This window comes from Sphaerimonospora mesophila, from assembly GCF_001417795.1.
In the GTDB taxonomy this organism is placed as follows: domain Bacteria; phylum Actinomycetota; class Actinomycetes; order Streptosporangiales; family Streptosporangiaceae; genus Sphaerimonospora; species Sphaerimonospora mesophila.
The window spans coordinates 1-14,874 of record NZ_BCBX01000072.1; the positions used below are offsets into that span (position 1 = coordinate 1).

General features: G+C 69.7%; 14 protein-coding genes and 1 pseudogene. 5 read left to right on the forward strand and 10 right to left on the reverse strand.

Annotated elements, in window-relative coordinates:
• The 4 genes and pseudogenes from AP234_RS33790 to AP234_RS33805 all read right to left on the reverse strand — a co-directional run.
• Window positions 1-847: pseudogene (locus tag AP234_RS33790) on the reverse strand (hypothetical protein); the annotation flags it as partial.
• Window positions 844-1,683 carry a replication-relaxation family protein gene (locus AP234_RS33795; protein WP_055483833.1) on the reverse strand — a complete coding sequence of 280 codons (840 nt, stop codon included), beginning with the start codon at window positions 1,681-1,683 and terminating at the stop codon, window positions 844-846. The pseudogene AP234_RS33790 and the gene AP234_RS33795, both read right to left, overlap by 4 nt.
• Window positions 1,680-2,372 (reverse strand): TraM recognition domain-containing protein, encoded by a 693-nt coding sequence (locus tag AP234_RS38290; RefSeq protein WP_055483834.1) that lies wholly within the window; start codon window positions 2,370-2,372, stop codon window positions 1,680-1,682. Before AP234_RS38290 ends, AP234_RS33795 begins: the two co-directional genes overlap by 4 nt.
• Window positions 2,369-4,117, reverse strand: a complete 1,749-nt coding sequence (locus tag AP234_RS33805) for a hypothetical protein (protein WP_055483835.1) — start codon at window positions 4,115-4,117, stop codon at window positions 2,369-2,371. Before AP234_RS33805 ends, AP234_RS38290 begins: the two co-directional genes overlap by 4 nt.
• A gap of 41 nt (window positions 4,118-4,158) precedes the next feature.
• Between AP234_RS33805 and AP234_RS33810 the strand changes: the two genes are divergently transcribed.
• Complete coding sequence (locus AP234_RS33810; protein ID WP_055483843.1) at window positions 4,159-4,764, forward strand: nucleotidyltransferase domain-containing protein; 606 nt, start codon at window positions 4,159-4,161, stop codon at window positions 4,762-4,764.
• A gap of 11 nt (window positions 4,765-4,775) precedes the next feature.
• On the opposite strand, the gene AP234_RS33815 is transcribed toward AP234_RS33810, so the two are convergent.
• The 5 genes from AP234_RS33815 to AP234_RS36895 all read right to left on the reverse strand — a co-directional run bounded on the left by AP234_RS33815 (window position 4,776) and on the right by AP234_RS36895 (window position 10,603).
• Window positions 4,776-6,560: an ATP-binding protein gene (locus tag AP234_RS33815; protein ID WP_235558541.1), complete on the reverse strand. Its 1,785-nt coding sequence runs from the start codon at window positions 6,558-6,560 to the stop codon at window positions 4,776-4,778.
• Window positions 6,557-7,492: a PrgI family protein gene (locus AP234_RS33820; protein WP_055483836.1), complete on the reverse strand. Its 936-nt coding sequence runs from the start codon at window positions 7,490-7,492 to the stop codon at window positions 6,557-6,559. The genes AP234_RS33815 and AP234_RS33820 overlap by 4 nt, the downstream gene beginning before the upstream one ends.
• On the reverse strand, window positions 7,489-9,051 hold the full coding sequence (locus AP234_RS33825) for a conjugal transfer protein TrbL family protein (RefSeq protein WP_055483837.1): 1,563 nt from the start codon (window positions 9,049-9,051) through the stop codon (window positions 7,489-7,491). The genes AP234_RS33820 and AP234_RS33825 overlap by 4 nt, the downstream gene beginning before the upstream one ends.
• 317 nt (window positions 9,052-9,368) lie before the next feature.
• Window positions 9,369-9,626 carry a hypothetical protein gene (locus AP234_RS33830; RefSeq protein ID WP_200926846.1) on the reverse strand — a complete coding sequence of 86 codons (258 nt, stop codon included), beginning with the start codon at window positions 9,624-9,626 and terminating at the stop codon, window positions 9,369-9,371.
• Window positions 9,587-10,603 carry a hypothetical protein gene (locus tag AP234_RS36895; protein ID WP_152990778.1) on the reverse strand — a complete coding sequence of 339 codons (1,017 nt, stop codon included), beginning with the start codon at window positions 10,601-10,603 and terminating at the stop codon, window positions 9,587-9,589. Before AP234_RS36895 ends, AP234_RS33830 begins: the two co-directional genes overlap by 40 nt.
• Window positions 10,604-10,886: 283 nt before the next feature.
• Here AP234_RS36895 and AP234_RS33840 point away from each other — a divergent pair, with 283 nt between their 5' ends.
• The 3 genes from AP234_RS33840 to AP234_RS35720 are packed head-to-tail and all read left to right on the forward strand — an operon-like array spanning window position 10,887 to window position 11,987.
• Window positions 10,887-11,468: an XF1762 family protein gene (locus AP234_RS33840; RefSeq protein ID WP_055483839.1), complete on the forward strand. Its 582-nt coding sequence runs from the start codon at window positions 10,887-10,889 to the stop codon at window positions 11,466-11,468.
• Window positions 11,469-11,511: 43 nt separating this feature from the next.
• On the forward strand, window positions 11,512-11,712 hold the full coding sequence (locus tag AP234_RS39770; RefSeq protein ID WP_200926847.1) for a WhiB family transcriptional regulator: 201 nt from the start codon (window positions 11,512-11,514) through the stop codon (window positions 11,710-11,712).
• On the forward strand, window positions 11,691-11,987 hold the full coding sequence (locus AP234_RS35720) for a helix-turn-helix domain-containing protein (RefSeq protein WP_083502678.1): 297 nt from the start codon (window positions 11,691-11,693) through the stop codon (window positions 11,985-11,987). The genes AP234_RS39770 and AP234_RS35720 overlap by 22 nt, the downstream gene beginning before the upstream one ends.
• A 277-nt stretch (window positions 11,988-12,264) precedes the next feature.
• Here the strand turns inward: AP234_RS35720 and AP234_RS33845 are convergent, their stop codons facing one another.
• The gene (locus AP234_RS33845; RefSeq protein ID WP_055483840.1) at window positions 12,265-13,236 is read right to left on the reverse strand and encodes an aminoglycoside phosphotransferase family protein; all 972 of its coding nucleotides are present in this window, start codon (window positions 13,234-13,236) and stop codon (window positions 12,265-12,267) included.
• Window positions 13,237-13,316: 80 nt separating this feature from the next.
• On the opposite strand from AP234_RS33845, the gene AP234_RS33850 reads away from it, so the two are divergent.
• Window positions 13,317-13,682: a DUF4291 family protein gene (locus AP234_RS33850; protein WP_235558542.1), complete on the forward strand. Its 366-nt coding sequence runs from the start codon at window positions 13,317-13,319 to the stop codon at window positions 13,680-13,682.
• Window positions 13,683-14,874 lie beyond the last annotated feature (1,192 nt).

Below are 14,874 nucleotides of genomic sequence, written 5' to 3' on the forward strand. Positions count from 1 at the left end.
TCGCGCCTCCCCGAGAAGCGGTGTCGTCAGCAGGATCACTTAGCTGGGCTTTCAGCTCCTTGCAGAGCTGTCCGGCGACCGTGGTCACGATGGCGTCGGCACGTTTCCTGATCTTGTCTGCGCCGGGTTGCTCGCCTGAGTGTTGGCGGGCGAGGTCGGCGGCGAGGCTGGCCACAACTGTGTCACGTGGAACGCCGAGGCCGGCCGCAGCTTGGATGCTGACTCGTACGTCGTTGCTCGTGGCTGTGTCCACAGGCGCTCGCCCGGGGGCTTTGTCCTTCCACAACCGGGCGACGAGCGTTTTGGCGCGCGGTTCGTGTTTGGCGTACGCGTCGCGCAGGTCCTCGCGGGGGCGCTGGACGAGCGCTGCGGCCCTGGTGAGCGGCATGTTCTCCCAGCCGGGAACCTTGATCAGGCGCGTGTAGAAGGACCGGGCCGCGTGGGACGGGTCCGTAACCTGCTGCTTCGTCCCCCAACCTTGGGACGGCTGCTGCTGGAACAGGCCGTACGATCCGTTACCGCTCGTTAAGTTGGTAAGGCTGCTTTCCTGAATCGCGGTCGCGAGGGCGATCTCTGCGGCCCGCTTGGACAGTCCCAGCTCGGCGGCGATGTTCACGATCTTTCGTGCGTTCGCCACCTGCTGGGAGGAGAGCCCGAGGTGGGCGGGCACCTGTCGTACCGCGTCGGGCGAGGCGGCGTAGGCACAGATGGCGGACCTGAGCTTGGTCGTGTCGGAGGCCGTAAGGGCGTACTTGGCTCCGCCGCCCAGTCCGGCGATGACGACGACGCTACAGACCAGGCCGCCGCCGGTGGCGATGAGCTTGCCGAGTCCGAATTCCGCGATCACGGCTGCCCCTCCCGCCCCTCTTGGCCGAAGTGGCGCGCGAGGTCGGCGAGGCGGAGCCGTCCTTCGGTCCGGTTGCCGGGTAGCCATATCGCCCCGTGCGGTTCCTGGTCCACAGTGGCGGTGGCGACGGGCACCGACACGAGCGAGCCGCGCAGCCGGAGTCGTTCATGCAGGTTGGCTTCGCGGCGCGGGGTGCTGGTCAGGAACAGGACTGGGGTGTCGATCCCGCTGGCCGTGGCGAGTGAGGCGTATCCGCGGAGCTTGGCGGCGACCCGGTCGAGGGATTCGGTGCCGGTGTCGTATTCGAGGAAGAAGTCCAGCGTGAGGTTGTTCTCGCTCCACCTTCCATAGGCGTCGGGGCGCACGTGCTTGCCCCACATGGCCTTGCACCGCGCTTCGGTCCACCAGCTGTCCAGACTGCAGCCCCCGGCGCGGCGGCCGTGGCCGGACAGGGCGGCGAAGACGCCGTTGACGCCGACGGTGTGCGCGAGCCGCTGGCTGTAAGCGATCGCGAGCGCCTGGCCGCGCCGGTAGCCGAACTCGGAGAGGGTGACGCCGTCCTCGTGGGCCAGTACGGCGGCGCCGGCCTCGCCCAGGACGTAGTGCCAGGGCGCGGAGCCGAGGGGCGGCCGGGGGCGGAAGCGGTCGAGCGCGCCGAAGCGGGTCAGCTTCACCAGGCGGTGACGGCCGGTGTGGTCGTTGCCGAACGCCGCCTGCAGAAGCTGGTGGGTGGTCAGGACCTCATGCGTCCAGACCAGGCGCAGCAACCGCCGGTCGTGGTCGGTGAGCCGGATGACGAGCGAGTCCAGGACGCGGGGCGTGTAGTGCTGGTTCACGATTCTCCTTTGGGTTGGTTGCGGGGGTCTCCTTCCGGAAGGGGATCCGTGGCGGCCGGGTGCCGTCCGTGCGCCCGGGAGGCGGCGATCCGGACGCGCTCGGCGAGGCCGGGATCGGGTTCGGGCAGTGGCCGGGTGCGCAGGGTGAAGGGCGGGACCTCCGCCGAGCGCACCACGAGACGTGCGGCGGCCTGGAAGGCGTCCATGTTGGCCAGGTCGTGCGCGGTCAGGTGCGGGCTGAAGTGGTGCTCGACCTCGCGGGCGTCCTGAGGTGAGAGCGAGAAGTACACCTTGTTGCGGGCATCGGAGCTGATCGCCTGACGCAGATCGCGGGGAAGCTGGGCCAGGTGCTGGTGGGCGAGCACCATCGACAGCCGGTAGGCGCGGGCTTCGGCGAGCATCTCACTCAGCGTGTGCGGCAGATTGAGGAAGTTCTGCGTCTCATCCACGTACAGCGCTGCGGGCGAGCGGGCGTGGCCGAGCCGGGCCCGGCGGGCGGCGGCCTGCCAGACCTGGGCGAGGATCAGCGAACCCAGCAGTCGGGCGCTGTCGTCGCCGAGGACGCCCTTGGGCAGGCGCGCGAGCAGGATTCCCCCGTCCAGGACGTCGCCGAGGTCGAACGTCGACGTGGCCGAGCCGATGACGCTGCGGACGAACGGCCGGAGCAGGAAGGCCCGCAGCTTGTTCATGATCGGCGCGGTGACGTGCGCCTGGGCCTGTTCGGACAGGTTGTCGTACCAGTGCCAGAAGCCCAGCGGAATTGGTCGTTGAGCGCTTCGACGAGGTCGGCGCGGTAGGCCGAGTTGGTGAGCAGCAGCGGGACGTCGGCGAGGGTGCCCCCGTGGTGCGCCAGCGTGAGCGCGCAGCCGCGCAGGATGTCGTCGGTGCGTGGCCCCCAGTAGTCGGCGTAGATCTTGTGGAAGATCCCGACGAGGTTGTCCACGCCGATCTCGTTGGAACCGCCGAGAACGTTCAGCGCCGGCCAGGGATGACGGTCGTCGGGGTCGATGAGCACGACCTTGTCCGCCGCCTGTTCGGGGATGAGGCCGAGCAGGTCGGTGATCAGGTCGCCCTTGGCCTCGATCACGGCCACGCCACGGCCGGCCTCGATGTCGGACAGGATCATCTGGGCCAGCAGGGTGCTCTTGCCGGTGCCGTTGGGACCGAGGACGTGCACGTGGTGGCAGGAGTCGGCCACCCGCAGCGCGACCGGCCGCTCATGCCCGGCATCGGAGAACCCGAGGACCTTGCCCGCCGAGGCGACTTGTGGTGCGGGCGGGACGGACCTGGCCCCGGCACGGGGCAGACCCGGAACGGCGACGTCCAGGGGAAGGTGCGCGAGCGCGGCGAGTTCAGGGACCGACAGCAGAAACCCGCGCCCGAACCGCCGGGAGGCCAGCCTGGCGGCGGGCAGCGGAAGCCGATGCCGTTCCAGCCGGTTGTGCCCGGAGAACAGCGCGAACGACGAAGCGATCGCATGCGCCCGGCCCCGGATCGCGCTCCGCCGGGCCTCGCGCGACTGTTTGGCGTTGCGCTCGTCGCCCATCACGAGGTCGTTGGCGTGTACGGCGTAGCGGATCGCGACCTCGTACCGGGGGCGCTGGGCTTTATCGCGGATGGCCCGGGCCTCGGCCGACTCCTCCAGCCGGACGACGCGATTGGCCGGGTGGAGATGCGCTGGGTGGAGCCGGGGGTGCATCGGACCGGGCGTGACGAAATCCAGAAGGCCCCGTACCAGCCCGAGCGGTACGGCCAGTGCACCCGTCAGGCCGCCCCGAGTGGTCACTCCGGCGGGCCCGCCGCTGATCACCTGGGCCAGGCGGCGGCCGGTGGCGGGGCGGGCGAGGATCTGGACGGCGGCGTGCTGCCAGGTGGGCATGCCGACCCCGGCACCGAGCAGAGCGCGCAGCGGATCCCGGTCGTGAGCGTGGCGGATCGGCAGCAACTCGCTGCGCGCGATCACCAGGTGCCCGCCGGTCGCCTGCCCGGTCAGTGGCACCGGCGGGGCCGCCTCCACGACCGCCGTGCGTGCCGATGGCCAGGCCGACTCGATCGCGTGCTCCACCAGGTGCTGGGGAACGGTGCCGGGGACCCACAGCCGGATCCGTACGCCGCCGACGCCGAAGACGTACTCGAAGGCCAGATGCGGCTGGCCGAACAGCACACGCTTCCAGGCCGGGCGCAGCAACCCCATCAGGTTCGTCCACAGCGCCTCCGCGCCGGGCATGTCCGCCACCGGAGGGGCGAGGATCTCCACACACCGAGCCCCGTTGGTCGCGGCGCGGTGGCGGAGCCGTACGACCAGGGAGCGGAGCGCCTCGAGGACGAACGCGGCGGCTGAGAGTATGAAGGTCGCCTGCCAGACGTGGCCGTCCAGCCAGGCCAGCAACAGGTCGAGGAAGCGGTCGGGGTCGTAGAGAAGGTCGTGGATCATTGGGTTTCACCCGCCTCGCGCCGATCGGTGATGATGACGGGGTGCCGCGTATCGAGACACTGTGGGGGCCGTGGGAGCCGGCGCCGCTGACTGAGGTGGTCGCGCTGTTTCAGGGGTTGGCCGTGCCGTGGTGGGTGAGCGGTGGGTACGCGATCGAGCTGGCGGTCGGCCGTTCCTACCGGGAGCACGCGGATGTGGACATCTCGGTGCTGCGCCGTGACCAGCAGGCCGTACGCGCGCTGCTGGCCGGGTGGGATGTGCACGCAGCCGATCCTCCGGGACTGCGCCCGTGGCCGATGGACGAGGTGTTGCCGGGCCACGTTCACGACATCTGGGTGCGCGAGCATCCCGGTGGGCCGTGGCGGTTCCAGCTGATGCTGGATGAGGCCGACGGCGAGATGTGGGTGTACCGGCGTGATCCGCGGATCCGCCGCCCGCTGTCGACCCTGACGATCGTGGATAACGGGGTTGCGCGGATCGCGCCCGAGGTGCAGTTGCTGTTCAAAGCCAAGGACCCGCGCCCGAAGGACGAGCTCGACTTCACCGAGGTGCTGCCCGTGCTCGATCGCGTACGGCGTGGCTGGTTGGATGAGGCTCTCGCGGTCGCGTACGGAGATCATCCGTGGCGTGCGCGGCTGCGGAATTGACCCTGACGTGCTCACAGATCGTCCTCCTCGTAGGTGGTGAGTTCTCCGTAGGCCGCCAGCTCCTCGGGTGAGGAGGTGACCAGGCGGTGTTCCTGTTCGCTGGCCAGGACTCGGAAGGCCACGCGGGAGGCGCCGGAGTTTGCGGCCAAGAGGCCGAAACCGCGATCTGCCGCCAGCAGGAGCTGCCGCTCCCCGTCGGACAGGCGGAACGCCTCGGCGACTTGGTCGATCGCCTGGGGTGCCTGGCGAAGGAGGATCTGGGTGGTGGAGTTGGCGATGATCGCCTGGCCGATGTCGGAGCCGAGCAGGTCGGCGGCGTCCTGGGTGACCACCGACAGACCGGCCCAGTGTTTCCGGGCGGCCTTGGCCATCCTCAGCAGGAACTTTGCGCCCTCCGGATCGCGTATGAGCAGCCAGGCCTCGTCGACCACCACGAGACGGGGGCGGCGGTTGACCGGGTCGGAGACGCGGCGCCAGACAGCGTCCAGGGTGAGTAGCGTGCCGATGGCCTTGAGTTCGTCGGGCAGGTCGCGGAGTGAGAAGACGATCAGGTGGGAGTCGGGCTGGGTGGTGGTGTGGCCGTCGAAGAGCCGGCGGTGTGTGCCGGTCACGTACGGTGCGAGTCCGGCGGCGATCTCGGCTGCTGCGGGGTCACCATCGTTGGTAAGTGCGCTTACCAGATCCTTCATGAGCGGCGGGCGGCGTTTCCAGGTTCGCCGGTCGAAGGTGATCCCCGCGCCCTTGTAGGTGGCGATGATGGCGCGGTCGAGAGCCGCCTTGTTTGTCTTGTCGAGCGGCTCGCCGAGCATGACCGCGATCAACGTGTGCAGGAACAGCGAGCGCCGGGTCAGTGCGTCGCCTTCCCGCTGGGCGCCTTCTCTCTGGTGTGTGGGCATCAGGTCGAAGGGGTTGAGGCGGATGTTCGCCGCGCCGAGGTGAAGGTAGGCGCCGCCGACGGCCGTGCACAGGCGGGCGTACTCGTCTTCGGGGTCGATGACGGCGACCTCGACCCCCGTGTACAGCGAGCGCAGCGCCTCCAGCTTGGCCAGGTAGGACTTTCCGCCGCCGGAGCAGCCGAGGATGGTCGAGTTGTGGTTGGGCTGGGCGAACCGGTCCCAGGCGACCAGGGAGGCGCTGGCGGCGTTCGCGCCGTACAGGACCGTGGTGGGTCCGAGGTCGGTGGCCAGGTCGGGTGAGGTGAAGGGGAAGGCCGCCGCGAGCGCTGGGGTGTCGAAGGTACGGCGCATCTGGAGGTTGTCGTACGCCACCGGCAGCGCCGACACCCAGCCCTGGAGCTGCCGGAAGGTCACCACGCGGGCGTCCAGCAGGAGCGAGGCGGCCAGCGCGCGGACCTGGGCGCAGGCGTCCTCCAGCTCCTCGGTCGTGGTGGCGTGGACGGTGAGGTAGATCGAGGTGCGGAACAGCTTGGCCTGACCGCGCGCGATCCGGGACGCGAGATCCTGGGCGTCCTCAGCAGCGACCTCCGCCCCGGGGTCGGCGAGCCGGCCGTGCTGCTGGTCGCTGCGCAACCCGGACTCCAGCCGTGCGAGCTGCTTGCGCAGCCGGTCGGAGGCCACCAGCGACGGCACGGGCTCGATGTGGAACGACACGTCCAACCGCCCCGGGTGGGTGAGCAGCGGTTCGAGCCAGCCCGGCGTGACCTCGCGCGGGTAGCCGGTGATGGCGAGCGTCGCGCACTGGCTGCCGCCCACGTGGAGACGCCGGGGCTGGACCTCGACCGCGTCCGGGCCGAACCCGTGCGCACGATCTGCTGTACGGCGGAATGCGAGCTTCACCAGCCTTCTCCTCTCATGATGACCTCGCCCGGAGCCGCCATCTCGGCGGCGGGCAACGGCGGTGCCGACGGGTCGAAGCAGGCCGCCAGCAAACCGCAGGTAGCCGCCTCGTCCAGAAGCCGTACGGTCAGCCCGCACGCGGACAGCAACCGGGCCGCCTCCTCCAGCCGCCGCAGGGCACGGGCCGCCGCGGCCTCACGCGCCTTGCCAGGTGCGGGCTCGCGAACGACCAGGAGGACCTGTCGGCGGAGCAGGTCGTGGCGCTCGCCGATCTGGGCGAGGAAGTCGGCGTGCTGAAGCGCGGCGGCCGACAGCGCGGGGTGTGGAAGTTGGCGGGCGTTGCGCTCGAGGGTGGCGATGGTCTGGCTGAGATCGACTCGTTCGGCGCGGACCAGGATCTGCGCAGGGCCCGACAGTGAGTTGAGCCAGCGTCCGAACACCGCGACCAGCGCGTCCTGCTCATCCGGCGTCCGCAGCGCGAAGCTGACCGTCGACACCTCCGCGACGGCCGCTATGCCGTCCGGGCCGAGATCGACCAGCCCATCCCCGGCCATCCCCCGGACGGGAAGGCGTAGCGGCGCGGGAAGGGGGCCGGGCTTGACGCCGATCCAGGCGGGAGGCGCCGGAACCTCCTGCGGAGTGGACACCAGGCGTTTGGGTGAGCGCAGGTGGCGTGCCACGGCGAGCAGGTAGCGGTCGAGCGACACGCCGTCGTGCTGCGCGACGGCCAGCAGGATCCCGGCCACCGCGACCGGCAGGGCCACAGCGGCGCAGACCACCGGCGGCACCCGCTCACCGGCGAGCAGATAGGCGGCGTAGATCAGCGCCCCGGTTCCGGCGAGGATGGCGACCTGGCGGGCCGTGAACCCGGCGAGGATCTTGTCTTCCTGGTCCACGTCGGCGGGGATGCGGACCGGCTGCACCCAGCTCATCGGCCACCTCCACCAGAGCCGGACGGGCGGTTATCACCGGAACCGGACGGGCGGCCACCACGCCCACGCCGGGGTGGGGTGCGGCGGGCCCCGGGATTCTCGGGCCAGTCGACGCTGCCCGGAGTCGGAGCATTCGGCGGGACGATCGGCCGGACCCCATCCGTGGCGGTGGGCGGCGGGGTGGATGGGTTGCGCAGCCGGGCCATCTGCGCGAGCCCGGCCGGGCCGTTCGCGTAGTAGGCCTCGCGCGGGTACCCGTACACCGGAGTGGTACGGGGTAGCGGGGCCGACGGCCGCGGCGGCATCCGGTACTTGCCCTGGACAGCGGGAGCGGACGGCGCATGCTTGACCGGGCCGGGCTGCCAGTCCTCCGCGCGGATCGGACGCCGGGCCGCCACCGGCGCGTGCTTGACGGGACCGGCGCCGCCACGGGCCGCGGCAACGGCACTCCCTGCGGCGGCAGCTGCAGCCGTACCGGCAGGACCGGCGGCAATCGCGGGCAGGACCCTGCCGGCCATCGCTTTGCCGGCCATGGCGTGAGCGGCAACGCCCCCTGCCGTCCTGGCAGTTCCGGAGGTCCGGCTGCCGCGTCCGCCCCGCCCGAGGTGCAGGGCGTTCAAAACGGGCGAGGTGAGCTTGTAGGCCAGGGCGTACTTGACCATCCGAGTGACCATCCAGCCCCGGCCGCCAGTCTGGGCGAAGATCCGGCGGGAGATCCAGCCCGGGATGCGGATCAAGATGATCAGCAGACAGAGGGCGAGCACCAGGTTGACGAGCTGGCCGGTCGGAGCGACGGCGAGCAGCAGCCGGCCGTCCTGGTTGAAGAAGACCCTTACCGCCAGCACGAGGGTGAGGGACTGGGCGACCTGGATGAGCAACAGCCCGCAGAAGGCGCGCCACCAGAACCGGGCCAGCCCGTCGGTGTAGGGCAGGGCCAGGCAGGCCAGCGCGAGCGGGGACGCGACCATCAGCAGCAGGATCAGCGCCGCCCGCATGACGAACGTGACCAGCAACAGCAGCAGCAGGATGACCGCGACCAGGGCGAGCAGGATGAAGAAGATCTGGTGCTGCATGCCCGGCGCGATGATCCACAGCTGGAGGGTCGCGGCGGCGCGGTGGCCGTCGAAGTCCTGCCCAAGCAGGGCTTTGGACAGGGCGTTGGCGATCGCGATGACCTTGCCGCAGAGCAGGAAGCTGGTGTTCGCGGCCAAGATGGCGACGCACAGGCGGGGCAGGACCTCCTTGACCGCGTAGCGGGTCTGCACGGTCTGGTGGCCCATCGCGCTGATCGCACCAATGGTGGCCAGCAGGACGAACCCGGTGTTGGCGATCGCGGCGTTGGCCTTCCACAGGTCGAAGACCCGGCCACTGCCGGCCACGTCCGGGGTGGCCAGCAGCGTCACCGCCAGCAGGTCCAGCAGCGGCTTGATCGCCAGATACACCAGGTTGGCGAACCAGGAATTGATCTGACCGGTGATCCAGTCACCGAACCCGAACCCGATCCCCGTACCCTCCGAGGGCGGCAGCTCCCCGGGGATGGACGGGGACGGCACAGGCATCGGGGAGGGCATGGGAATCGGGGAAGGCGCGGGTATCGGGGTGGCAGCCTCGGCAGCGGTCGCGGTAACGACGGCTACTACGGCGCAGACGCCGATGACGGCGGCGGCAGCGATGACCAGGTGTGCTGCCACCCGCGCGGCCGCGGGGGCAGGCGGCCTTGCCACCTTCGGTGCACTGCAAGCGGCGGCGGGCTGGTCGGGCAACGCGGCAGCGGCAGGGGAAGCGGCTGGCAGCGCGGCTGCGGCAATGGGTGTTTCCGTTTCTGGTCGCTGTCTGCCGACTTCGGGGAGCTTCTCGAGGGTTGGGATCACGGGGCTCACCCCACGATCCGCTTGAGGACGCTCACGAAGAGCGGGGCCAGTATGGCGAGCGCGTAGCCGAAGGCGGCGGCCTTCAACGCCGCCTTCGCTTTCTGGACCTCGCCTGGGTCGCCGCCCGCCACCAGGTAGCGCAGCCCACCGAGGGTCAGCATCAGCGTGGCCAGCGTCGCCAGCAGGCCGATCAGCCAGTTCCGCAGGTTGTTGAAGACCGTGTTCAGGTCGGACGGCGTGGCGGCGACGATGGAGGAGGCCATGGCGCTGGTCGCCGCGATGGTGACGAACGGCACCGTGCCGGCCAGCATCGGCAGGAGGCGGAAGGCGACCAGCCGCGCCGTCTGGTGCCATCTGTGCTGCCTGCTGCAGGGCAGCACGCCCCACTGCCGTACGGCCGGGGGATGCGGCGAGCGAAGGGTGGCCGGGGGTGGGAGGAGATCCGCGCGGAGTCAGGGGTGGTGTCCCTGCCTCCCTTCGGGTCGGTTGCCATTTCTGCATCCGGAGTTCCCTGGCTCCGCGCGGAAGCCGTAGGCGCTTCCTCGTCCACACACCCTGTGGAAGAGGAAGCGGAGGGCGGGGGAGTCGTGCCGGACGGCTGCCACAGCGGCATGTCGCCCAGGCGGGTCAGGAGGATCAGTTCGGCGTCCAGCTCACTGAGCACGCCCGTGGCCACCGCGTCGACCAGCACCAGGTCGGAATACGGCTTGTTGTGGGGACGGGGCCGTGGCGGGGGAGGCGACTCGTCCGGCGGCTGCCGCCGCTCCACCTTCGCGGCGATGTGCCGTACGGCACGCTCGCCCGCGTACCGGGCCGCCTGGCACAGCCGGGGACGGACGTCGGGCATGTCGAGGTCCATCCGGCGCAGGGCGCGCAGGTAACCGGCCAGGATCTCGGAGTCGACATCAGCCGGGTCACCGCAGGAGAGGTCGCGGGTCAACGAGGCGGCGATCATGCGGAGGGCGGGCATCGCCATGCCGACGGCGGCGACCGTCCAGGCGCCCTTGCGCTCCCGCGACCGGGTGACCAGCTCCCGCCAGACGGCGTCGCGGACCTCGTCGCTGACGTGCCGGGCAGCCAGCAACATCCGCAGCTCCAGCAGGTTCACCTCACCTCTGGGGAGACGACCGGGGGCGAGCGTGGCGCAGTTCAGGGACAGGGCCCCCGGTCCGGTGGCCAGCAGCCGGAACGAGGTCTCCGCGGTGTCGAGCGGTGAGCCGGCGGTGAGTTCGGAGCTCATTTCCCTACTCCAGTCCGAGAGGAATTCGTTGGTCTCGAAACCGGTGTACGCACCGCCTCAGAATTTGCTCAGAGCCGATTCAGAGTTCCGCTTCAGAGTTTTCACATAATCCGCCATTCGCGATCTCTGAGCTGTTCAGAGCCCGCAGGACTCACCTCCGAGGCCGATCTTGAGGTGGGCTCTCTGAGCGGTCTCTGAGCCCCCTGCTGTCCTGGTCATGCGCCACGGACCCGCCTCGCAGGCCCGTGGCGCAGCATCCGGAGAAACGTGTCCCGACAACATCATGGAGAGCAGGAATGAGAACCAGACAATCGCCAACGAGCGCGAGGGCCTGAACAGCCCGGAGCGTCCGGAGAACCGCCAGCTGGTGATTTCACCGGTGGCAATCCAGACCGCACGGGCATTCATCGCCTGGACCCAGCCCCACCTCGTCCCGCTGGTCGAGGCTGCGTTCGCCATCGGTGTCCAGACCGGTGAGGGGACACTCCTCGGGGTCGCGCTCATCGGCTGGCCCGCCGCTGAGGTCTTCGACGACGGCGACACGGCCGAGCTCCTCTGCCTGGCCACCGACGGCAGGTCCGACGTCAACTCCAGGCTGCTGGGCGCGGCATGGCGCGAGGTGCATGCGATGGGCTACCGGCGCCTGATCACTTACACGCGCATCGACGTGCCCGGTACCGGCCTGTGGGACGCCGGCTTCCGCATCGTCCCCAGCCCCCTCGGACGGGGGTCCATCAGCGGCAACGGCTCGCCGGTAGACGGCGACGCCGCCCGCGTCCTGTGGGAGATCAGGGTGCCCGATGCGGCCGTGGCAGTCAGTGGCGAATCAGCAGCGGGGGGAAGCCGTGGCGACAGCGACCGATAGCGATCGACGTGAGGACTGGTGGCGATTCGCCGCCTGTAAGGACATGGATCCGGGCCTGTTCTATCCGGAGCAGGGAGGGTCCTGTCGGCCCGCCAAGCGGATCTGCGCCTCCTGCCCGGTTCGCGGGGACTGCTTCGCGTACAGCATGGCCCGCGGAGAGATCTACGGGATCTGGGGTGGCACTACTGAAGACGAGCGGCGTCGTCTCCGCAGGCAAGCGAGATGGCGAGGTGGGGCTGTGTGACCGAGCCGCTGCTCAACTTCAAGCAGGCCGCAGAGCGGCTGAACATCCCCGAGTCGTGGCTCAGGGAGAAGGTCGCCAAGCGACAGGTCCCGCATACTCGCTTCGGCAAGCACGTCCGATTCACCGAGGCTGATCTCGCAGCGATCATCGAGGCCGGCCATCAACCGGCAGCCTCTTCGAACGGACTCCCGCGGCGTCGGGGGATCCCTGAGTCGCGTCCCGGTCCGGTTCCGCCACCTACGCCTGCCGGGACTGCTCGTGGTCGGCGGACGTAGCCGCATACGGCGGCTCCTGACCACGAGGCCGAAGGCCGAGGGGCGACGTCTGTACTGGCGGTGATGGCTGCCCTCGAACGTGATGACGGTGAGAAGTACGGATGCCGCCGCGATCCCGCAGGATCTCCAGGTTGAGTCCGGGTCCGAGTCTTGGTTCGGACCCGGACTCGATTCGTTCTCTCGTGGGCCGACTGATGGCTCGGGCCTGCTGCCGATGCCGATGCGGGCCGGAGGTGGTGGTTGTCCAGCGGACTCACCCAGGGGGCGCGGCGCCGCCTCACCTCCAGCCGGTTCGCTGTCGTAGCCACTCCAGCGCCGCCCTGCCCTGCGCGAGCTGGAACGCCCGCAATGTGGGCAGACCGGGCGGCGGAGGGAGGAGCCCTCGCTGCAGGAAGTATCCGGTCATCGCGGCCAGAACCGCGGTGACCGCGTCGGGGTCGGCACCCTTGGCGACCGGATGGCCGTCGAAGACCTCGGCCGGCGGCGGCCCGCCCTGCATGGTCACGCTGGGCAGCATCCCGAGCAGGTCGAACCACGGCGCGGCCAGGCACGCGTGGGGCCAGTCGACCACGAGCATCCGGCCGTCAGCGGTGAGCAGCAGGTTGTCGGCCCGCATGTCGGCGTGGGCGAGGGTGACGCCCTCGGCCGCCCGGCCCCAGGACTCCTCCAGTTCCACCAGCCGCGGCAGGTGCCGTACGACCCAGGGGTCGAGGGCGGCGGCCGGGTCGCCGTCGTCCGCGGCCAGGCGTCGCCAGCCCCGGAACTGGTCGTCGAACCGCTCGGCGGCGGGCGGGAGGTGCACCGGGGCGGGGGTGAGCGCTTCGGCGAGGTCGGCCAGCGCGTCGAGCACGAGGGCCAGCTCGCCGGGAACCCAGGGCTGGGCGGGCATGCGCCCCTCGACGTCCTCGAACAGCAGCACCACCCAGCCGTCCCGGTCGAACGCGGTGAGCAGCCGGGGTGCCGGCACACCGGCCGGCAGCGCGGCGGCCACCCTCGCCTCGGCGCGGTGGATGTCGGGGGTGCGGGGGTTGGGCCGCGGCCCGACCGCCTTGACGAACGCCCGGCCGCCGCCCGCGAGCCGCAGCCGGGCGGCCACCCCCGGTGAAAAGCCCCCGCGCTGCGTGATCGCCTGGGCCACCCGGTCGCCGAGGTGCCGCTCGACGGCGAGCCTCAGGTCCTCCGGCATCGCCGACCACGGGATCCGTACGCCCTCCGCGGGCGGCGGGGACGGAAGCACTTCCTGGCTCATTCCGGCATGGTCCGGCCACGTGCACGGGCACGGCAATCGAGTTTCCAGGGTTCGGCGTCCGTTCACGATCAAGACCGGCTGTGACGCAGCACGTGCACCGGCAGGTCTTGGATACCCGGAGCCTTTTCGCCAAAGACCATGCGGTGTGGAAGAAACGTCTGCGCGAAAGTCCGGTTCGGATCCAGCGGGATCCCGAACGCGACCCGCACCACAATCCTCTACCGTACCGATCGATCCAGATGAGCCTGTCCGGCGCCGCCGTCGCCCGCTACCTCGATCTGTGGATCCTGGCGATCAATGACCTGACCGAGCGGGTCCGCGATATCCGACACACGCTACGCGACGGCCGGGACGTTACGGACATGCTTCCCGCGGAACGTCCATATCCCCTGCCGATAGAGCTCGCCCAAGCCATCGGCGCCACCCTCACGGCTCATCCCGACTGAGCAAGCACAGCAACCGCCTGTTCGCACCACGGTCGGATGGCTGGCGGGGTAGGCGAAGCCGTCAACGCTCACCAATGGCAGGCTGTCTGGTTTTGACACTTTGAAGCGGCACCGATTATCAGCGTGTTCGGGAGCCACTTAGCGATCACCGGAGCATGATCTGAACGTCAGTTTCAGCACCACTTGGTTTCATGGGTGGGAAGTGGATCTGGATCCGGCTCGCATCTCGCGTGTTCTGAGCCAGATCCAGAGCTCATCCGCAGGCGCGCGAGACGATCCGCTCTATTCCGACGGCACCCAGGGTCAGGGTGAGAAGGCCGCCCGTCACCATGGACACCAGCAGAACTCGCGGCTTTGTCACCATCGCTGCGCTCCTTGTAGCTCATATGAGACCTCCCGCAGCCCTGGGCTGTGTGCTGCGCCCGGCTCTGAAGGAAATCCATTCTTGACTAAAAGTAATGATCTTTGTCAGGAGCACCCAGTGTAGGACGTTGAATCCTGGTTCGTCAGCAGGTGTGAGCAAATGAGTTCGAGTTCGCCAGTGCCCGCCGGGATTTGCAAGGATCGCTTCCGGACGGATGGCAGTTGTGGCGGCCGTCCTACGCCGTGGGTTCTCCGCGGTCAGCAGAGCTGTACCGAGTCCCGACGTCGGGACGAGTGCGCTAGGCGTGACTGCACTCGCCTCTCCCCCGCCGGCGCTGTCGGGGACATGATGGTCACGATGACGCTGGTGTGGCCGAGATCCAAGTGCGTCCCCGGACAGTTTCGGGAGCATCGGGGTCCGTCGATGACCAGGTCGATGCGACACGTCATACGTGTGTACTCGCCGCGCCGGTTCCTGGAGCGCATCCTCCCGATCGAGAACCTGGAGGACGCCCGGCTCCCGCTGTCGGTGCTGACCACCGACGTCCTCAGTGGTCAGGCTGTCCTGCTCTCTCGCGGACCGGCGCTGGATGGACTGGAGGCGTCGGGTTCAAGCGTCGGCTATGAGTGTGGCCAACGTGAGGCGGTTCAGGACCTTCATGATCGCCCGGTCGATTCGGTCGACTTCAGCTGCGTCGCCGGAAGGAGACGATCTCCTCTGTGGGTACCGAGAATGGACAGGTGAACGGTCGGTTCCAGGAGGTGGATCATGAACGCCCGTACCAGCGAAGGGACCGCGAAAGCTGTGCGCGCGGCGGTCGAGGCGGCC

What these genes read in the sequence shown, in the direction of transcription:
- AP234_RS33840 (WP_055483839.1), top strand. Translation starts at nt 10,887, where the DNA reads ATGGAGAGCAGGAATGAGAACCAGACAATCGCCAACGAGCGCGAGGGC.
- AP234_RS33805 (WP_055483835.1), bottom strand. Translation starts at nt 4,117, where the DNA reads ATGATCCACGACCTTCTCTACGACCCCGACCGCTTCCTCGACCTGTTG.
- AP234_RS38290 (WP_055483834.1), bottom strand. Translation starts at nt 2,372, where the DNA reads ATGAACAAGCTGCGGGCCTTCCTGCTCCGGCCGTTCGTCCGCAGCGTC.
- AP234_RS33845 (WP_055483840.1), bottom strand. Translation starts at nt 13,236, where the DNA reads ATGAGCCAGGAAGTGCTTCCGTCCCCGCCGCCCGCGGAGGGCGTACGG.
- AP234_RS36895 (WP_152990778.1), bottom strand. Translation starts at nt 10,603, where the DNA reads ATGAGCTCCGAACTCACCGCCGGCTCACCGCTCGACACCGCGGAGACC.
- AP234_RS33825 (WP_055483837.1), bottom strand. Translation starts at nt 9,051, where the DNA reads ATGCCTGTGCCGTCCCCGTCCATCCCCGGGGAGCTGCCGCCCTCGGAG.
- AP234_RS33820 (WP_055483836.1), bottom strand. Translation starts at nt 7,492, where the DNA reads ATGAGCTGGGTGCAGCCGGTCCGCATCCCCGCCGACGTGGACCAGGAA.
- AP234_RS33830 (WP_200926846.1), bottom strand. Translation starts at nt 9,626, where the DNA reads ATGGCCTCCTCCATCGTCGCCGCCACGCCGTCCGACCTGAACACGGTC.
- AP234_RS39770 (WP_200926847.1), top strand. Translation starts at nt 11,512, where the DNA reads ATGGATCCGGGCCTGTTCTATCCGGAGCAGGGAGGGTCCTGTCGGCCC.
- AP234_RS35720 (WP_083502678.1), top strand. Translation starts at nt 11,691, where the DNA reads ATGGCGAGGTGGGGCTGTGTGACCGAGCCGCTGCTCAACTTCAAGCAG.